General features: G+C 45.8%; 14 protein-coding genes and 1 riboswitch. Of the genes, 9 read left to right on the top strand and 5 right to left on the bottom strand.

Annotated elements, in window-relative coordinates:
- Nucleotides 1-57 precede the first annotated feature (57 nt).
- A riboswitch (TPP riboswitch) is annotated at nucleotides 58-161 on the bottom strand.
- 22 nt (nucleotides 162-183) lie between these two features.
- Nucleotides 184-627: a YaiI/YqxD family protein gene (locus MHM93_RS03985; protein WP_239448133.1), complete on the bottom strand. Its 444-nt coding sequence runs from the start codon at nucleotides 625-627 to the stop codon at nucleotides 184-186.
- Nucleotides 628-874: 247 nt separating this feature from the next.
- On the opposite strand from MHM93_RS03985, the gene MHM93_RS03980 reads away from it, so the two are divergent.
- Both MHM93_RS03980 and MHM93_RS03975 read left to right on the top strand, forming a co-directional pair.
- On the top strand, nucleotides 875-2,017 hold the full coding sequence (locus tag MHM93_RS03980) for a DUF3103 family protein (RefSeq protein ID WP_239448132.1): 1,143 nt from the start codon (nucleotides 875-877) through the stop codon (nucleotides 2,015-2,017).
- 117 nt (nucleotides 2,018-2,134) lie between these two features.
- Nucleotides 2,135-4,897 (top strand): prolyl oligopeptidase family serine peptidase, encoded by a 2,763-nt coding sequence (locus MHM93_RS03975; RefSeq protein WP_239448131.1) that lies wholly within the window; start codon nucleotides 2,135-2,137, stop codon nucleotides 4,895-4,897.
- A 71-nt stretch (nucleotides 4,898-4,968) separates the two neighbouring features.
- Here the strand turns inward: MHM93_RS03975 and MHM93_RS03970 are convergent, their stop codons facing one another.
- Genes MHM93_RS03970 through zapB form a run of 3 tightly spaced genes read right to left on the bottom strand, consistent with a single transcriptional unit; the run spans nucleotide 4,969 to nucleotide 6,498 of the window.
- The gene (locus MHM93_RS03970) at nucleotides 4,969-5,949 is read right to left on the bottom strand and encodes an MBL fold metallo-hydrolase (protein WP_239448130.1); all 981 of its coding nucleotides are present in this window, start codon (nucleotides 5,947-5,949) and stop codon (nucleotides 4,969-4,971) included.
- A 28-nt stretch (nucleotides 5,950-5,977) separates the two neighbouring features.
- Nucleotides 5,978-6,268, bottom strand: a complete 291-nt coding sequence (locus MHM93_RS03965) for a cell division protein ZapA (protein WP_239448129.1) — start codon at nucleotides 6,266-6,268, stop codon at nucleotides 5,978-5,980.
- Nucleotides 6,268-6,498, bottom strand: coding sequence for a cell division protein ZapB (zapB, locus tag MHM93_RS03960; protein ID WP_045979239.1), 231 nt, complete (start codon nucleotides 6,496-6,498; stop codon nucleotides 6,268-6,270). Before zapB ends, MHM93_RS03965 begins: the two co-directional genes overlap by 1 nt.
- A gap of 247 nt (nucleotides 6,499-6,745) precedes the next feature.
- Here zapB and rlmJ point away from each other — a divergent pair, with 247 nt between their 5' ends.
- The gene (gene rlmJ / locus MHM93_RS03955) at nucleotides 6,746-7,585 is read left to right on the top strand and encodes a 23S rRNA (adenine(2030)-N(6))-methyltransferase RlmJ (protein WP_239448128.1); all 840 of its coding nucleotides are present in this window, start codon (nucleotides 6,746-6,748) and stop codon (nucleotides 7,583-7,585) included.
- Nucleotides 7,586-7,597: 12 nt separating this feature from the next.
- Here the strand turns inward: rlmJ and MHM93_RS03950 are convergent, their stop codons facing one another.
- Nucleotides 7,598-8,536, bottom strand: coding sequence for a cation diffusion facilitator family transporter (locus MHM93_RS03950; protein WP_275444102.1), 939 nt, complete (start codon nucleotides 8,534-8,536; stop codon nucleotides 7,598-7,600).
- A 90-nt stretch (nucleotides 8,537-8,626) separates the two neighbouring features.
- Between MHM93_RS03950 and trmL the strand changes: the two genes are divergently transcribed.
- From trmL to MHM93_RS03920, 6 genes are all read left to right on the top strand, one after another.
- Entirely contained in the window at nucleotides 8,627-9,091 is a 465-nt protein-coding gene (trmL, locus tag MHM93_RS03945; protein ID WP_239448127.1) for a tRNA (uridine(34)/cytosine(34)/5-carboxymethylaminomethyluridine(34)-2'-O)-methyltransferase TrmL, read from the top strand.
- A 48-nt stretch (nucleotides 9,092-9,139) separates the two neighbouring features.
- A complete protein-coding gene (gene nadC / locus MHM93_RS03940; protein WP_239448126.1) occupies nucleotides 9,140-9,991 on the top strand; it encodes a carboxylating nicotinate-nucleotide diphosphorylase in 852 nt (283 codons plus the stop codon).
- Nucleotides 9,992-10,368: 377 nt separating this feature from the next.
- Entirely contained in the window at nucleotides 10,369-10,800 is a 432-nt protein-coding gene (locus tag MHM93_RS19355; protein WP_275444101.1) for a prepilin-type N-terminal cleavage/methylation domain-containing protein, read from the top strand.
- A 93-nt stretch (nucleotides 10,801-10,893) separates the two neighbouring features.
- The gene (gene pilB, locus MHM93_RS03930) at nucleotides 10,894-12,588 is read left to right on the top strand and encodes a type IV-A pilus assembly ATPase PilB (RefSeq protein ID WP_239448125.1); all 1,695 of its coding nucleotides are present in this window, start codon (nucleotides 10,894-10,896) and stop codon (nucleotides 12,586-12,588) included.
- Nucleotides 12,589-12,667: 79 nt separating this feature from the next.
- Nucleotides 12,668-13,900: a type II secretion system F family protein gene (locus MHM93_RS03925; RefSeq protein WP_239448124.1), complete on the top strand. Its 1,233-nt coding sequence runs from the start codon at nucleotides 12,668-12,670 to the stop codon at nucleotides 13,898-13,900.
- A gap of 6 nt (nucleotides 13,901-13,906) precedes the next feature.
- Nucleotides 13,907-14,803 carry an A24 family peptidase gene (locus MHM93_RS03920; RefSeq protein ID WP_275444100.1) on the top strand — a complete coding sequence of 299 codons (897 nt, stop codon included), beginning with the start codon at nucleotides 13,907-13,909 and terminating at the stop codon, nucleotides 14,801-14,803.
- Nucleotides 14,804-14,810: the final 7 nt, after the last annotated feature.

Raw genomic sequence — 14,810 nt, 5'->3', positions numbered from 1 at the left:
CCGCGCGCATAAGCGCTGCTTTGGCTGGGCATGGTTTGTGCCATTACGGCACAAGCGTGCCGAGGCAAGCTTGTTCCCTACGCAGGTGTGAGCCTGATCAGGTTAACGGATCCCGCATTTGCGATCTCAGCCCTTCAGTTAGGGCACTCCGACAAGTATTCGCCAGCAGTCTAGCTTACAAACTCATTGTTGCGCAAGCCAGCGGTCAAGATGATTAGCAAATTGTTGTTTGTCTTGGGCACTCAAAGGGGCTTGGCCACCGGTTTGGATGCCGCTGCTTCTTAGGGTATCCATAAAATCACGCATATTAAGGCGCGACTTAATATTCTCTTTGGTGTACAACTCACCCCGTGTATTCAATGCTAATGCACCTTTATCAATCACTTCCGACGCTAATGGGATATCGCTGGTTATCACCAACTCGCCAGCCTGCACTTGCTGTACGATTTCATTATCAGCCACATCAAAACCCGGCATGACTTGCTGCATACGCAAGAAATCTGATGCTGGCAACCGCAGGTATTGGTTGGCAACAAAGACCGCTGTGGTTCTCGTGCGTACCGCAGCGCGGCAGATAATCTCGCGGATAGCGACGGGACACGCATCGGCGTCAACCCAAATAGTCATGGCGTTTCTTCCTAATTAAATAGATGTGCAGTATATCAAGTTTGTCAGTGGAGATATGAAGTGATGCAAGAATAAGTAGAAAGGATGAAAAATGAAGCGTTTTCCCCGCACTATTTACGTCCGTTTACACGCAGGATGCATTTCACTGCTCCGATGTGTTGACCCTGCAAAAGGTAAAAGGTTAAAAAAAGGTTAACACCCTACCTCAGGTGTACTTTTTGAAACTTGATCACACATGGAGCATAAGATGAAAAAACTATCACTACTGAGCTTGGCACTCGCTTCTACGCTGAGCCTCACCAGTCACCTCAGTGTTGCCTCACAAACAACCGCTGTCACCCAACAGGCACAGACGGCCCACAGTGTATTCCAAAGCAAAAAAGCCCTTGCCAAAAACATTGCCAAGAATCTAAAGCAGCTACAACCGACCCTACAGCAACAACTAAGTACGTACTCGTTGGCAGTGAGTGCCGATAAGTTAGTGCCTAAAGACGCTCAAAGCGAGTTTGATCTGCAACAGCATAATGCCCAAATTCGTTCGCTAAAAGGCCTACCTGAACAGGGCGACAACCTATTACAACTGCGCCTAGCGCATCGCAACATGCTTAATGACTGGCAGCAAGGCGAACCGGCGCTGGTTGCTTTTGCCCCCAAGGGCGATGACAAACACTGGGATGTGGTAGAAGCGTATGACCAACAAGGACAGCTGCATTTACTCGATGCCTACACGCTTCCTGATACACCGGTTTTCATCGTCGAGCTTGACGCCAAAAAGACCCTTACTGAGGGGCTTGCGATAATGCGATCGGTGCTGACATCAAACCAACAACCGACGCTACAAAGTAAATACGGCACCCAAGACGAACAACCGTTATCCACCACAGTGCTTAAACAAATCCGTCTTAACGATGATGAAGAGCCTTGGATTTCAGGTGCCGCTGAAGTGTACGCCATTGTCACAGGTGTGAGCCCGTCTCGCGATGAGCCGGTGCTAGACATTGTTGATATGCCCTACTTAGATCACGACGGCGAAAACTACTACCCAAACCAAGTGTTAATTCACTGGAATCGCTACCGTTGGCAAGCTGCGGATATCTTATTGATGGAGCAAGACGACAATACCAATTATAAAACCTTGGCGAGTAAGCTATTGGAAGTCGCCACAGCGGTACTGCGCGCAATTCCGAATCCTGACGCTCAGGGCTATGCCATTATTCCTCAGCTAACAAATGAGATTTTACAAGCAATGCCTGATGCATGGTTCACTAATGATGACGACTATGTTGACGTGTATTACACCTTACGTGAGGGGCAAACGTACCGTAACTATGCGGGCGCCAGCAACAACGCAAGGGTTACGCTGGAGCCACTCACTATCGACCCAAGATAAAACACTATGGCGCTGCTTAGTGCAGCGCCTATCTCAAAAACTATCCACTTTATCGCGTTTGCTCGAATCTTCGCCTGTTACCGTTACAATAGCTAAAAAAGCAAACAGGACGTGGTCATGAAACCTCAACTTACTTTTCTAACTGCTGTGCTGGCAGGTGCACTGGCGACACCAGTGGCCGCTAAGCAGGCGTTGCAATTTAACGATGTCTTCGATTTCAAGTATCCGCAACACACCGTTTTGGGCGAGCAAGGTCAGTACCTAGCCTTTAGTGCCGAACCTTATCGCGGCGACGCTCAAGGTCAGGTATATAACCTAGATAACAATGAACTTATTGCCACGGTGGCACGCGGTACAGCAGCACAGATTAATAAAAACAGCCAATGGGTGGCATTCACCCAAGTCCCCACCCTCTTGAATAAAGAAACCGCTGACAAAAAAGCGCGCAAGAAATTAAAAAACAACCTCGTCTTGGTCAATACCCAAACGGGTGCCCAGCAAAGTTTTGAGCAGGTGAAAGACTATCAACTCTCTGATGATGGTCGCTGGCTCGCCTATCGACTCCACAGCAGCAGCGATCAAGATGCTGATAACGAAAAAGAAAAAGCCGATACTGGCGATAACCTGCATATTAGCGCTGATAAAAAAGATAAAACCTATGACTTAGTCATTGTGGATCTAACTAGCAACGAGCAGACACGCCTTGATTCAGTGTTCACTTATGCCATCAGCCATAGCAGTGCAGGTATCGTCTTCAATCAACACAGCAGTGATGGCAGTAACAACCAAGTCAGCTATTTTGACTTTGCCTCAAAACGCACGGACTCGCTGATAGATGAGCCAGGGGTGACCGTTAGCACCATCGAATGGCACCCAGTACAAAACCTTGTAGCCTTTAATGTCGGCAATTATGTCAATGATGATACGCGCCGCCGCGACTACCGTACGATGTTGTGGCATAGCCAGCAAAACACCTTAGAAACGCTGCCAAGTCAATGGCAAGCGGGCAAAAAAGGCACACTGAGTTGGTCGGAAGATGGCGCTCGCCTGTACTTTACAACACGACCAGAGCTTGACGCCAAAGTGACCAAGAAAAAGTACCAAGACGCGCAGTCGTTGCGCGACTTCGACACCATAGTGGCTCAGGCGAATATTGAAGTATGGCACCACCAAGACCCGGAAATAAAACCGCGCGAAAAACAGCAATGGCAGAAAGAAAACAAATATCGCCATTACCAAGCGGTATATCACCTTAATGGCAAGAAGGTAGTGCAACTGGCCGATGAGCAAGTGCCAAAGGTGCGGTTAAACAAAAAAGCAGATCACCTCATTGGTTACTCTAACCAGCCCTATTTGCACGAGATGACCTACAAAGGCTTTTATAATGACTATTATGCCATTGATGTTCTCAACGCCAGCAAACAAGTCATCGTCAAAGCCCATCCACATCGCCCGAGTTTGTCACCAACAGGGCAACATGCGGTGTACTTTAGTGACCAAGGGTGGCAGCTAAAAGATTTAGCCAATAATACAGTGACTCCCCTTAGCAAAGCAGTGAATGCAGTATTTGCCGATGATAAGCATGATTACCCCTCCGAGGTAGACGGCTATGGTGTTGCGGGCTGGTATAAAGACGGCTCGAAGGTACTCATTAATTCTAAATACGATATTTGGGCCTTTGATGTTGAAAGTGGCGAAGCCCAAGTTTTAACGCAAGGGCAAGCAAAGCAGGTTCAGTATCGGGTGGTTAACCTTGACGATGATAAGCTTGGTTTTGATGACCAAGAGCAGCTGCTGCTACGCGCATTTAGTATGAATAATAAGCAGACCCACATAGGTGCACTGGATTTAGCAAATAACACTGTGCGTACACTTTTGGCTGATGAAGCGCGCTTTGATGTAAAAATGAAGGCCAAACACGCTGATAAATACATTTTTACCAAGCAGAGTTATCACCAGTTTCCTGACTTTTGGCAGGCTGATGCCCAGCTAACAAACCCTCGCCAGATAACCGATCTGAACCCACAAATCAGTCAGTTTAAATGGGGGCAAAAGCCAGAACTAGTTAGTTACAAAGGCTACGATGGCGAGGACTTACAAGGCGTGCTTATTAAACCTGCGGACTACGTAGAAGGTGAGCAAGTGCCTGTGGTTATCTACTTTTACCGCTATATGAGCCAGCGACGCTACGACTTCCCAAAAATGGAGCTTAACCATCGCCCTAACTTCCCGATGTTTACATCGAACGGTTACGCGGTGTTCTTGCCTGATATTCGCTTTGAGATTGGTAAACCTGGCCCCTCGTCCACTCAAACCATGATCAATGCCGCACAAAAGCTGATTGATATGGGCGTTGCCAAAAAAGATGCCATAGGCTTGCAAGGACACTCATGGGCCGGCTACCAAAGTGCCTTTATGGTAACGCAAACCGATATGTTTAAAGCCGTTGTCTCGGGGGCGCCGGTATCGAATATGACCTCGGCATACAGCGGTATCCGCCTAAAATCAGGATTAGCGCGTCAATTCCAATATGAAACGGGGCAAAGCCGTATTGGTAAGGCACTGTATGAAGATGTCGATGCGTACATTGACAACTCACCGGTGTTTTTTGCCGATAAAATAAACACTCCAATTATGATTATGTTTGGCAATGAGGATGGCGCCGTGCCTTGGCAAGAAGGGATTCAGTACTATTTAGCATTGCGCCGCGCCGGGAAAGAGGTGATTTTCCTTGAATATGATGGCGAGCCACATCACCTGAAACAGTTCCCCAATCAAGTGGACTTTTCTATTCGCATGATGCAGTACTTTAATCATCACCTAAAAGGTGAACCAGCGCCACAGTGGATGACGCAAGGTGTCCCTTTTATTGAGGAATAATTAACGCTATAACACAGCAATACATTTGCGTTATAAGCCAACCCAAGCGGGTTGGCTTTTTTTTATGTGTGCTATTGCCCTTGTGTGGCTTTGGCGCGCTGCAACCCTGCGGTTAAAAAGACGCGGTAAGCGCGCTGCTCTAACCCTGGCTCGCTAGGTGAAAAGTGTGTTGGAAAGCTTGCGACTAGCTCTTCGACACTTTGCTCAGGGTGTTTATTTACGTGCTCAACAATGGCTATTAACCACGCTTTTGGGATACTCAAGCTCGCTTTGCTATATGCATCACCATGTCCTGGTAGGACTTGAGTGATATCCAGAGCCGCCAAATCATCGAAAGCGCGCAACCACTGCGAGAAATTTGCTTCCCCTGGATAGGGCTTTATGTCGACCATATCCGCACCGGCGAGAAGCGCCTCTTGCTCAATATATACTATCAGGTCGGCATCGGTATGCGCCGCGTAGGGCAATATGTTGAGCTCGTAATTCCCTAAGTCCAATGTAGTCTTTTTGTTTATTGCCAGCTGGGGTGATTGCAGCTCTAAATGCTGCCATTTATCTAAACGCGCTTTCGCCGCTGCTATTTTTTGCTGCCAAGGAGGCTGTTCTTGCTCGGGCAAGTTATTCATGCGGTGCTCGCTTAGAGCAATACTCTTGGCAAAACCATCTAAGCGTTCGTTGAGCTGGGCATGAGCGAGATGAAACTGATCATTGAGATGTTGGTGGACGATAAGTTTAGCGTCCGGGTAATGGCTTTGTAACAGTGCCATCCCCAATAAATGGTCATCATGCGGGTGAGAAACTAACAAATAGCACAGTGGCACTTTTAGCTGCTTGTCTAACTTGCTAATGAAGCGCTCAGTTTGCGAAAACTCCCCCGGCGCATCGATTAATAAGGCGCATTCATCGCCTTGGATAAGCACCTGATTTGAATCATAGTATTTCAGCTTTTCATGTTGTTGGATAAAGTCGACATGAGCACTGATACTGTGCCATTGCTGGGCATGGCTTACGGTGGTGGTGAGGGCTAATAATAAAAACAGAAATTGGCGCATAGGCCTCCCTTGGGCGCGACTATGCGCTTTATGATGTTGTTTCTAAGGCTGATGTCAGTTTGGAGCACAGTTGGCTCTGCATTTTTTGCTGCTCAGTAAGCTGCGACTTCGCTTCTAATAACTCATGGCACAGGTTGAGTGCTGCCATAAGTAACGCTTTGTCATCATTGCGCACCGCTGAGCGCTGACGCATATGTTCAACGCTCTCATTGAGGTGCTGTGCCGCATCAAGTAACGCCTGCTCTTGCCCAGGAGGACAAGCAAACTGATGCTCCCTACCGAGCAAATTGACCTTGACGCTGTGTCCGTCGTTACTCATTAACCCGCCGCGCTAGCCGACTGCAGTTTTTCCAGTAGGCTCGTTAATGTACTACTGGTTTCTTTCTGCTTTTCTTCGCTTTCTAGCACTTCTAGCTGCAAAGTTTCGTTTTCGTCCATTAGCTTAGTATTGTTTTCACGTAAGGTGGTCACTTCTTGCTGTAATTCACTGTTACGCTGAATCAATTTATCGACCAGTTGTTCGAGTTGGGAAAGGGTTTCTTGGTTCATAAAGGCGCTCTTTAAACTGTTGATTAGAATCTGCAAATGTAAAGCAATCTGCCCAGCGATGCTAGGGGGTGTAGCGTATTTCCTGTAAATTTTGCCAGTATTAACAGCGGGTTCATTTAAATCACCCAATATTCAGCAGCGGTTTATAGTAGCTGCTTATTAATCAATCACCCAAAGTACCCATCTAGCTCTGTTTATCTGGTGCAAATACAGTAAAATGACCACAATTTAAGTTTTAGGAGCCGTTATGCTCAGTTATCGCCATTCTTTTCATGCTGGCAACCCCGCCGATGTGGTGAAGCACCTAGTGTTAGCACAAACACTGCAACACATGGTCAAAAAAGATAAGCCCTTTGATTATATTGATACCCATTCGGGAGCCGGTTTTTTCGCCATCGACAATGCCGATATGCAGAAAACCCAAGAGTTTAATGATGGCATTGCTAAGCTGTGGCAGTATCAAGGTGATGTAGATGCGCTCGCGGATTATGTAGCCCTGATTAAGGATATGAACGAGTCCGCTCAGTTACGTCATTACCCGGGTTCACCTAAGGTGGCTGAACACTACTTACGTAAGCAAGACAAAGGCTGGTTTTTTGAGCTGCACCCTCAAGACTTAAAATTACTGCAAAAAAATATGGCAGGTAAGCGCTCGTTACGAGTAAAAGATGAAAACGGCTTTAAAGGCTTGCTGGCACTGGTGCCGCCTCTTTCGCGCCGGGCATGCGTGTTAATGGACCCGCCGTATGAAGTAAAGAGTGACTACGACAAAGCAGTCGATACCTTCATAAAAGCACATCAACGCTTTAGTACCGGCACTTATTTGTTATGGTATCCCGTGGTTGATCGCTCTCGCATAGACCGCCTTGAGCAACGTTTTATTGACTCTGGTATTCGAAACATTCAATTGTTCGAGCTTGCCACCCAAGGCGATAGTGAAGAACGTGGCATGACCGCCTCAGGGATCATTGCCATCAACCCGCCTTACACGCTAAAAGCAACGATGCAACAGGTACTACCGGAGTTAGTGAAGGTGCTCAGCGAGCAAGACGGGTTTTATCGTTGCGAGCAACTGGTTGATGAATAACCTGAAACAACACTAACAACTTGATTTGTTGACCACTGAAATTGGATCTTGGTGAATCAGCACATCAACTTCACCACCGAACTCAGGGTGCTTTTGTTCGCTAAACGCCTCTTGAATAAGTAGCGCTACCTCGTCCGCGACTTGGTGTGCCCTGATCAAAGGCATATTGTCATCCAGTTCTAAATGAAGTTGCACAAAGCGTACTTTGCCGCCTTGGCGAGTACGCAAATCGTGCACCCCTAAAACTTGCTCGTGGCTTTTGGCAACTGCCACTATCTGCGTTTTTTCTTCATCCGGCAGTTCTTTGTCCATTAAATGCGCCGCACTCTCGGTGCCTATTTGCCAAGCATTGTAAAGCAAGTAGGCAGCAACTAAGATGGCAAAAAACGGATCGGCACCGGAAATACCGTAGTAGGCCAACATCAGAGCAAGCAATACTGCTAAGTTCAGTAATAGATCACCCTTGTAGTGCAGTGAATCGGCTTTTATCGCCACCGACTCAGTACGCTTAATAGATTGATATTGCACATAGACAACGATTAAGGTGCAAAAAATAGCAAAAATACTCACCCACACACCCAACAATGTATGATTGACAGTGACAGGGTTAATAAAGCGCTCGATGGCATGAAAGGCTAATAAGCAGCCACTGCCACTGATAAAAGCGGCTTGACCGAGACCAGCCAAAGCTTCCGCTTTACCATGACCAAAACGATGGTCGTCGTCAGCCGGTTTTAAGGCATAACTCAGAACAAAGAAGTTCATTAAGGTTGCGCTTATATCAAGCAGTGAGTCGGTCAGTGACCCTAGCATTGCGGCAGAGCCTGATGCTAACCACGCCCACGCCTTAGTTGCAATCATCAAACTAACCATAGCCAACGTAATCAAGTTAGCGAAGCGCACCCAAAAATTGTAACCTCTTGCTGGGGTTGACGCGCCTTGGTTGTTCATAAAATGCACCTAGAGTTATCGAATCTCTGCGTCATTTTAACCATCTTTGGTATACTCACGCCACTGTATCGCGCTGAGCTCAGAAGACTTATGTTAGACATTGTTTTATTTCAACCCGAAATCCCCCCTAATACTGGTAATATTATCCGCTTGTGTGCCAACACCGGCTACCGCTTACACTTAATAGAACCATTGGGGTTTGAGTGGGATGACAAACGCATTAAACGGGCAGGCTTGGATTATCACGAGTTCTCTAATGTTCAGCGCCATGCAAGCTTAGAAGCTTATATCGACGCCTGTGCCCCAAAACGTATTTACGCATGTACCACCAAAGGTACGCGCTTTCATCATGAAGTCGCCTATCAACCAGGTGACGCGCTGCTGTTTGGCCCCGAAACACGCGGGCTGCCTAGCGAAGTTATCGCCTCTTTACCAGCAGAGCAACGGGTACGTATTCCCATGCAAGCAAACAGCCGTAGTATGAACCTATCGAATGCAGTCGCGGTATTTGTTTATGAATCCTGGCGCCAACTCGACTTTGAGGGCGCCTGCTAAACTCACTGACGCTACATTCTCTAACCAGCTATATAAGAATTAGATATTATGACACCAAGCCAAGCACTGATTCGCCAACTCGTTCAACAAGCCCTTGATGAAGACTTAAATGGTCTCAGCCCAAGTGAAGGAGATATTACCGCACAGCTGATCCCTGAGCAGCAGCAGGCTAATGCCGATGTTATCACCCGAGAGGAAGCCATTTTTTGTGGCCAAGAGTTGGTAAAAGAAGTTTTTGCTCAAGTAGACCCCAGTGTCGAACTCACTTTTTTCGTTGCTGATGGAGATAAAGTGCGACCCGAGCAGCGCCTATTTAACGCCAAAGGCAGCGCCCGGGCTATTTTGACCGCCGAACGCACGGCACTTAACTTCGTACAAACGTTAAGTGCAACGGCCACAGCAGCTTATACCTATAGCCAAGCCTTGGCCAACTCCAATACTAAACTATTAGACACTCGTAAAACTATTCCAGGTTTACGTGCACTGCAAAAATACGCGGTCAAATGTGGCGGCGGAGTGAACCACCGTATCGGTTTGTTTGATGCATTTTTAATTAAAGAGAACCATATCGCCGCCTGTGGCAGTATTGCTGCAGCGGTTTCCCAAGCCAAGCGCAATCACGCGGATAAGCCCGTAGAAGTTGAAGTTGAGAATATCGATGAGCTGCAACAAGCGCTCAGTGCTGGCGCGGACATTATCATGCTTGATAACTTTTCTTTAGCGGATGTAAATACAGCCGTTAAACTAACTAACAAATCAGCCAAGCTAGAAGTGTCGGGCAATATCACTTTGGCAACTTTGCAACAGTACGCTAACGTTGGCGTAGACTACGTATCCAGTGGCGCCTTGACTAAACACATTGAAGCTGTTGATTTATCAATGCGTTTTCAACAACTATAGTGACTTTGCAAAATATTCAAGTAGAATAGCTGAATTCGGTATAGATGTTAGCAGTTGTTAAAAAAAGTGCTACACAAAGCCAAAATGCCGTGATAGCATCTAGTTTTAAAGAATGAGATTTATACTTAGGTAGTAATACTTTGTTATAAATCAACGAAACTGTAATAAAAGAAATCTACACTCAAGGAACGGTGTCTCAGTTAGTTGAATTCAACAATTGGACTATACTTCCTAAGATATCTGAACCTGTAGGTTTTGACATTGCTAGGCGCTTGTTGCCCCACGTAGTACAAGCAACTAGTCGACCAATTGCCGAATCAACGATTTAGCAACACTGGTTACCTTAACTTTGCCCAACAATCCTTTAGGAGAGGAACATGGAAAAAATGACTCAAAACAAACAACAGGGTTTCACCCTGATTGAATTAATGATCGTTGTTGCGATCATCGGTATTTTGGCAGCTATTGCATTACCACAATACCAACAGTACACTCGTTCAGCGACAGCTCAAGGCGCAGCCAGCGAAGCTAATGTATACAAGTCTGCGATTGGTATTTGCGCGCAAACTGAGGGTGGTGTCCTAGGTCCTTGTGATGCTGGTGTAAATGGTGTGCCAGCTATCGAAGCTGCAAGCGCAGTTACAGCTGTAACTGATGGCGTTATCACTTTAAATTTAGGTGATATTGATGGCGACGGTACAGATGACACTGTTACATTTACTCCAACACTGAACAATACTAATATCACTTGGCTTATTGCTACAGCAGGCGGTACTGATGCCTGTGGTCAAGGTTGGTTAGAGTGCTAATCTCTCAATCTAAATGACAAAAAAAGGGGCCATGGCCCCTTTTTTTAGTTAAGCTTTGGTTAAATAGTTTATTTGGCGGTTCTAAGGTAAGTTATGTCAGCGGTATTATCTCCCTTGGTGAGAAGGCTCGTAAATTCTGGTGTTTTGTCCCAATCAGAGTTTGCCGAAATAAAAAAAGATAGTTCTGTATCTAATGCAGAGGCAATCTGCAAAGCAGCTAATTTTTCTCCTCAAACTCTCCAACAGCGAGCCAGCCAAATATCTCTGGCTTCGCAGGTAGATTTATCTCTTTATGATATGAGTCTATTACCTACTCGTGAATTTCTAAATGAAAAGCTGATTAGAAAGCATAAGATCTTCCCTTTATCTGTAAAAGGAAAAACTCTTTTTATTGCAACCGCAGATCCAACAGACTTCAGCGCTTTTGAAGATTACGAATTCAACACAGGGATGCAAACAGAGGCGGTGGTTGTTCGTTACGACCATCTAGATAAAGCGATCGATGGCTTATTCGATAGCACTTCAGAACTTGGCCTAACCGACAATGATATGGAAGAGCTCGAGGGTGTTGACTCCGGCGATGGCAACAAAAAGGACTTAGCCACCGATGTTAACTCCAAAGATGATGATGCCCCCATTATCGTTTACATTAATAAAATTTTAATGGATGCGATTAAGCGCGGTGCTTCCGATTTACACTTTGAGCCTTATGAAAAACGTTACCGCATCCGTTTTCGTGTTGATGGCGTGCTTCATGAAATAGCTTCCCCCCCAATCAATCTCGAAAGCCGTATCGCTGCACGTATTAAGGTTATGTCGCATATGGACTTGGCGGAGAAACGTAAACCCCAAGACGGCCGTATTAAACTAAAAATAAACGCCAAAAAAAGTATCGATTTCCGTGTGAGTACCCTTCCCACTCTTTGGGGTGAGAAAATCGTAATGCGTATTCTCGATAGTTCCAGCGCGATGCTCGGCATTGATGTGCTTGGCTATGAGCCTGAGCAAAAACAACTTTATTTAGACGCCCTTGCGCAACCTCAGGGGATGATTTTAGTAACCGGTCCTACAGGTTCAGGTAAAACCGTATCACTTTATACCGGTCTCAATATTCTTAATACCACTGAGCGTAACATTAGTACTGCCGAGGACCCAGTTGAAATAAACCTTGAGGGGATTAACCAGGTTCAAATCAGCGCTAAATCTGATATGACCTTCGCCAATGCTTTACGCGCGTTTTTACGTCAAGACCCTGATATTGTCATGGTGGGTGAGATTCGAGACTTAGAAACAGCTGAAATATCTATCAAAGCGGCGCAAACAGGTCACCTAGTGCTATCAACATTGCACACCAACTCAGCACCGGAAACTCTGACTCGCTTGATGAATATGGGTGTACCGTCTTACAACATCGCCAGTTCAGTGAGCTTGATTATCGCCCAGCGTCTAGCTCGTCGGTTATGCAAGCATTGTAAAGAGCCAGAACAGCTACCTCAAGAAGAACTGATAAAGCAAGGCTTTACACAAGAGCAGCTAAGTGATTTAACTGTCTACAAACCAGTAGGCTGTGATGAGTGTACCGAAGGCTATAAAGGCCGAGTTGGTATTTATGAGGTGATGCCCATTACCTCCAAAATCGCTGAAATTATTATGCGAGGAGGTAACTCATTAGAGATAGCAGAAGCCGCAGCTCAAGAGGGTGTCAATAACCTAAGAAAGTCAGGGCTACAAAAGGTTGCTCAAGGCGTGACGAGCCTGGTAGAAGTCAATCGCGTAACCAACATGTAAAACACCTAGGCAAACAGCAGTAACCTTTGCTGAAACCCTGTGTTAATATTAAGTAATCAACAGAGCTTGTGAGAAAATAATGGCAAAACAACAACAAGCAAACCAATTGGACACGTTCCAATGGGTGGGTGTGAGTACTCGAGGCAAAAAACTTGAAGGTGAGCTTACTGGTACCAGTATTGCACTCGTAAAGGCTCAACTGCGTAAACAAGGGATTACTCCATCAAAAGTAAAGCGCAAACCAAAACCTTTGTTTGGGCTTTCTGGCGAGAAGAAAATATCAGCTAAAGATATTGCTATGTTTACCCGTCAACTGGCGACTATGTTAGTGGCTGGTGTCTCCTTGGTACAAGCTATAGATATGATAGCTGATGGCTCTGAAAATAAGAGCGTAAAAAACTTGCTTCGAACTCTCGGGGAAGAAGTAAAAGCCGGTCAACCTTTGAGTTCAGCGCTACGAAAGCACCCCAAATACTTCGACGACTTGTATTGTGACTTAGTTGCATCAGGCGAGCAGTCAGGCGCGTTAGATAGAATATTTGATCGTGTCGCTTTGTACAAAGAAAAAGCAGAAGCCCTCAAATCAAAAATCAAAAAAGCAATGTTTTACCCGGTGGCCGTAATAGTAGTAGCTATTATAGTTACATCTATTCTTCTTATCTTTGTAGTACCACAATTTAAAGATATCTTTGATGGTTTTGGGGCTGAGCTTCCTGCTTTTACATTGATGGTAATAGCTATTTCTGAGTTTCTTCAGGCTTACTGGTGGGGCGCAGTATTAACCATAGGTATTGGTGGTTACTTATTCGGACAAGCTCATCAACGTAATAAACAGCTGCGAGATAATGTTGACAAACTAATTCTAAAACTTCCAATAGTTGGGATGATTTTGAATAAGGCAGCAGTAGCGCGCTATGCTCGAACACTGTCCACCACTTTTGCCGCAGGTGTCCCTTTAGTGGATGCACTAGATTCAGCAGCGGGGGCGTCTGGTAATGCGGTTTATCGCGATGCAATTTTAGATATCAAAGCTGAGGTCAGCTCTGGTAATCCAATGAACTGGGCTATGCGCAACTCCAATATATTCCCTGACATGGTGATTCAAATGGTCGCTATCGGTGAAGAGTCTGGTGCTCTCGATGATATGCTTGCTAAGGTGGCAACCATTTACGAGCAAGAAGTAGATGATGCCGTAGACGGGCTATCCAGTCTACTCGAGCCTCTCATAATGGCAGTATTAGGGGTTTTAATAGGCGGATTAATCATCGCCATGTACTTACCTATTTTCCAGCTTGGAAACGTAGTAGGTTAATATTAGATGTTTTCAGAAGTACTCGAATTAATGAAAAGCGAGCCGTGGTTTTTTATAACCACGGTTCTTTTTGTATCCTTAGCTGTAGGTAGCTTCCTCAATGTGGTTATTTACCGCATTCCAAAGATGATGCAAAATCAATGGCAGTCAGAGTGTCGCTTACTACTTGCCGATGAATTGGTATCAAAAGGTGAACAAAACCAATCAGCATCCGCTCCTTTTAACCTTCTAACGCCAGCTTCAACCTGTCCGAGATGCAATAACAAAATCAAGCCCTGGCACAATATCCCCTTGCTTAGTTGGCTATTTTTAAAAGGCCAATGCGCTTACTGCCAAGCGCCTATCTCTATCCGCTATCCAGCTATAGAGCTCATCACTGCTGTTTTAAGTTTAGTTGTCGCGCTTGCCTTTGGCCCCACTCAACTAACCGTGCTTTACATCATTATCACTTGGGTGTTGGTGGCACTGACATTCATAGACATAGACCATATGCTGTTGCCGGATCAGCTGACGTTACCGCTGTTATGGCTAGCTTTATTAGCAAGTGTTGCAGGGATCACCATAGAACCGAGTGCAGCACTAACTGGCGCTGCCGCAGGCTACCTTAGCTTATGGAGCGTTTATTGGCTGTTCAAATTGCTGACCGGTAAAGAAGGGATGGGCTATGGCGACTTTAAACTGCTGGCGGTATTTGGTGCCTTATTAGGTTGGCAAGCATTACTGATGATCATACTACTGTCTAGCATTGTGGGTGCCGTAATTGGTATTACCTTACTCTCCATTCAAGGCAAAGATAAAGCAACCCCGATTCCGTTTGGCCCTTATATTGCCATTGCAGGCTGGATAGCCATGCTTTGGGGAGAGCAAATCCAAGGCGCTTATTTCAGCGCTATTTTGGGTTAAAACAACG

Source organism: Pseudoalteromonas sp. MM17-2 (genome assembly GCF_022347945.1).
Taxonomy (GTDB): Bacteria; Pseudomonadota; Gammaproteobacteria; order Enterobacterales; family Alteromonadaceae; genus Pseudoalteromonas; species Pseudoalteromonas ruthenica.
Note: the sequence above shows the minus strand (reverse complement) of the source record. Positions and strands in the feature narration are given on the sequence as shown.

What these genes read in the sequence shown, in the direction of transcription:
- MHM93_RS03980 (WP_239448132.1), top strand. Translation starts at nt 875, where the DNA reads ATGAAAAAACTATCACTACTGAGCTTGGCACTCGCTTCTACGCTGAGC.
- rlmJ (WP_239448128.1), top strand. Translation starts at nt 6,746, where the DNA reads ATGCTCAGTTATCGCCATTCTTTTCATGCTGGCAACCCCGCCGATGTG.
- MHM93_RS03925 (WP_239448124.1), top strand. Translation starts at nt 12,668, where the DNA reads ATGGCAAAACAACAACAAGCAAACCAATTGGACACGTTCCAATGGGTG.
- MHM93_RS19355 (WP_275444101.1), top strand. Translation starts at nt 10,369, where the DNA reads ATGGAAAAAATGACTCAAAACAAACAACAGGGTTTCACCCTGATTGAA.
- MHM93_RS03950 (WP_275444102.1), bottom strand. Translation starts at nt 8,536, where the DNA reads ATGAACAACCAAGGCGCGTCAACCCCAGCAAGAGGTTACAATTTTTGG.
- pilB (WP_239448125.1), top strand. Translation starts at nt 10,894, where the DNA reads ATGTCAGCGGTATTATCTCCCTTGGTGAGAAGGCTCGTAAATTCTGGT.
- nadC (WP_239448126.1), top strand. Translation starts at nt 9,140, where the DNA reads ATGACACCAAGCCAAGCACTGATTCGCCAACTCGTTCAACAAGCCCTT.
- zapB (WP_045979239.1), bottom strand. Translation starts at nt 6,498, where the DNA reads ATGAACCAAGAAACCCTTTCCCAACTCGAACAACTGGTCGATAAATTG.
- MHM93_RS03920 (WP_275444100.1), top strand. Translation starts at nt 13,907, where the DNA reads ATGTTTTCAGAAGTACTCGAATTAATGAAAAGCGAGCCGTGGTTTTTT.
- trmL (WP_239448127.1), top strand. Translation starts at nt 8,627, where the DNA reads ATGTTAGACATTGTTTTATTTCAACCCGAAATCCCCCCTAATACTGGT.
- MHM93_RS03975 (WP_239448131.1), top strand. Translation starts at nt 2,135, where the DNA reads ATGAAACCTCAACTTACTTTTCTAACTGCTGTGCTGGCAGGTGCACTG.
- MHM93_RS03985 (WP_239448133.1), bottom strand. Translation starts at nt 627, where the DNA reads ATGACTATTTGGGTTGACGCCGATGCGTGTCCCGTCGCTATCCGCGAG.
- MHM93_RS03965 (WP_239448129.1), bottom strand. Translation starts at nt 6,268, where the DNA reads ATGAGTAACGACGGACACAGCGTCAAGGTCAATTTGCTCGGTAGGGAG.
- MHM93_RS03970 (WP_239448130.1), bottom strand. Translation starts at nt 5,949, where the DNA reads ATGCGCCAATTTCTGTTTTTATTATTAGCCCTCACCACCACCGTAAGC.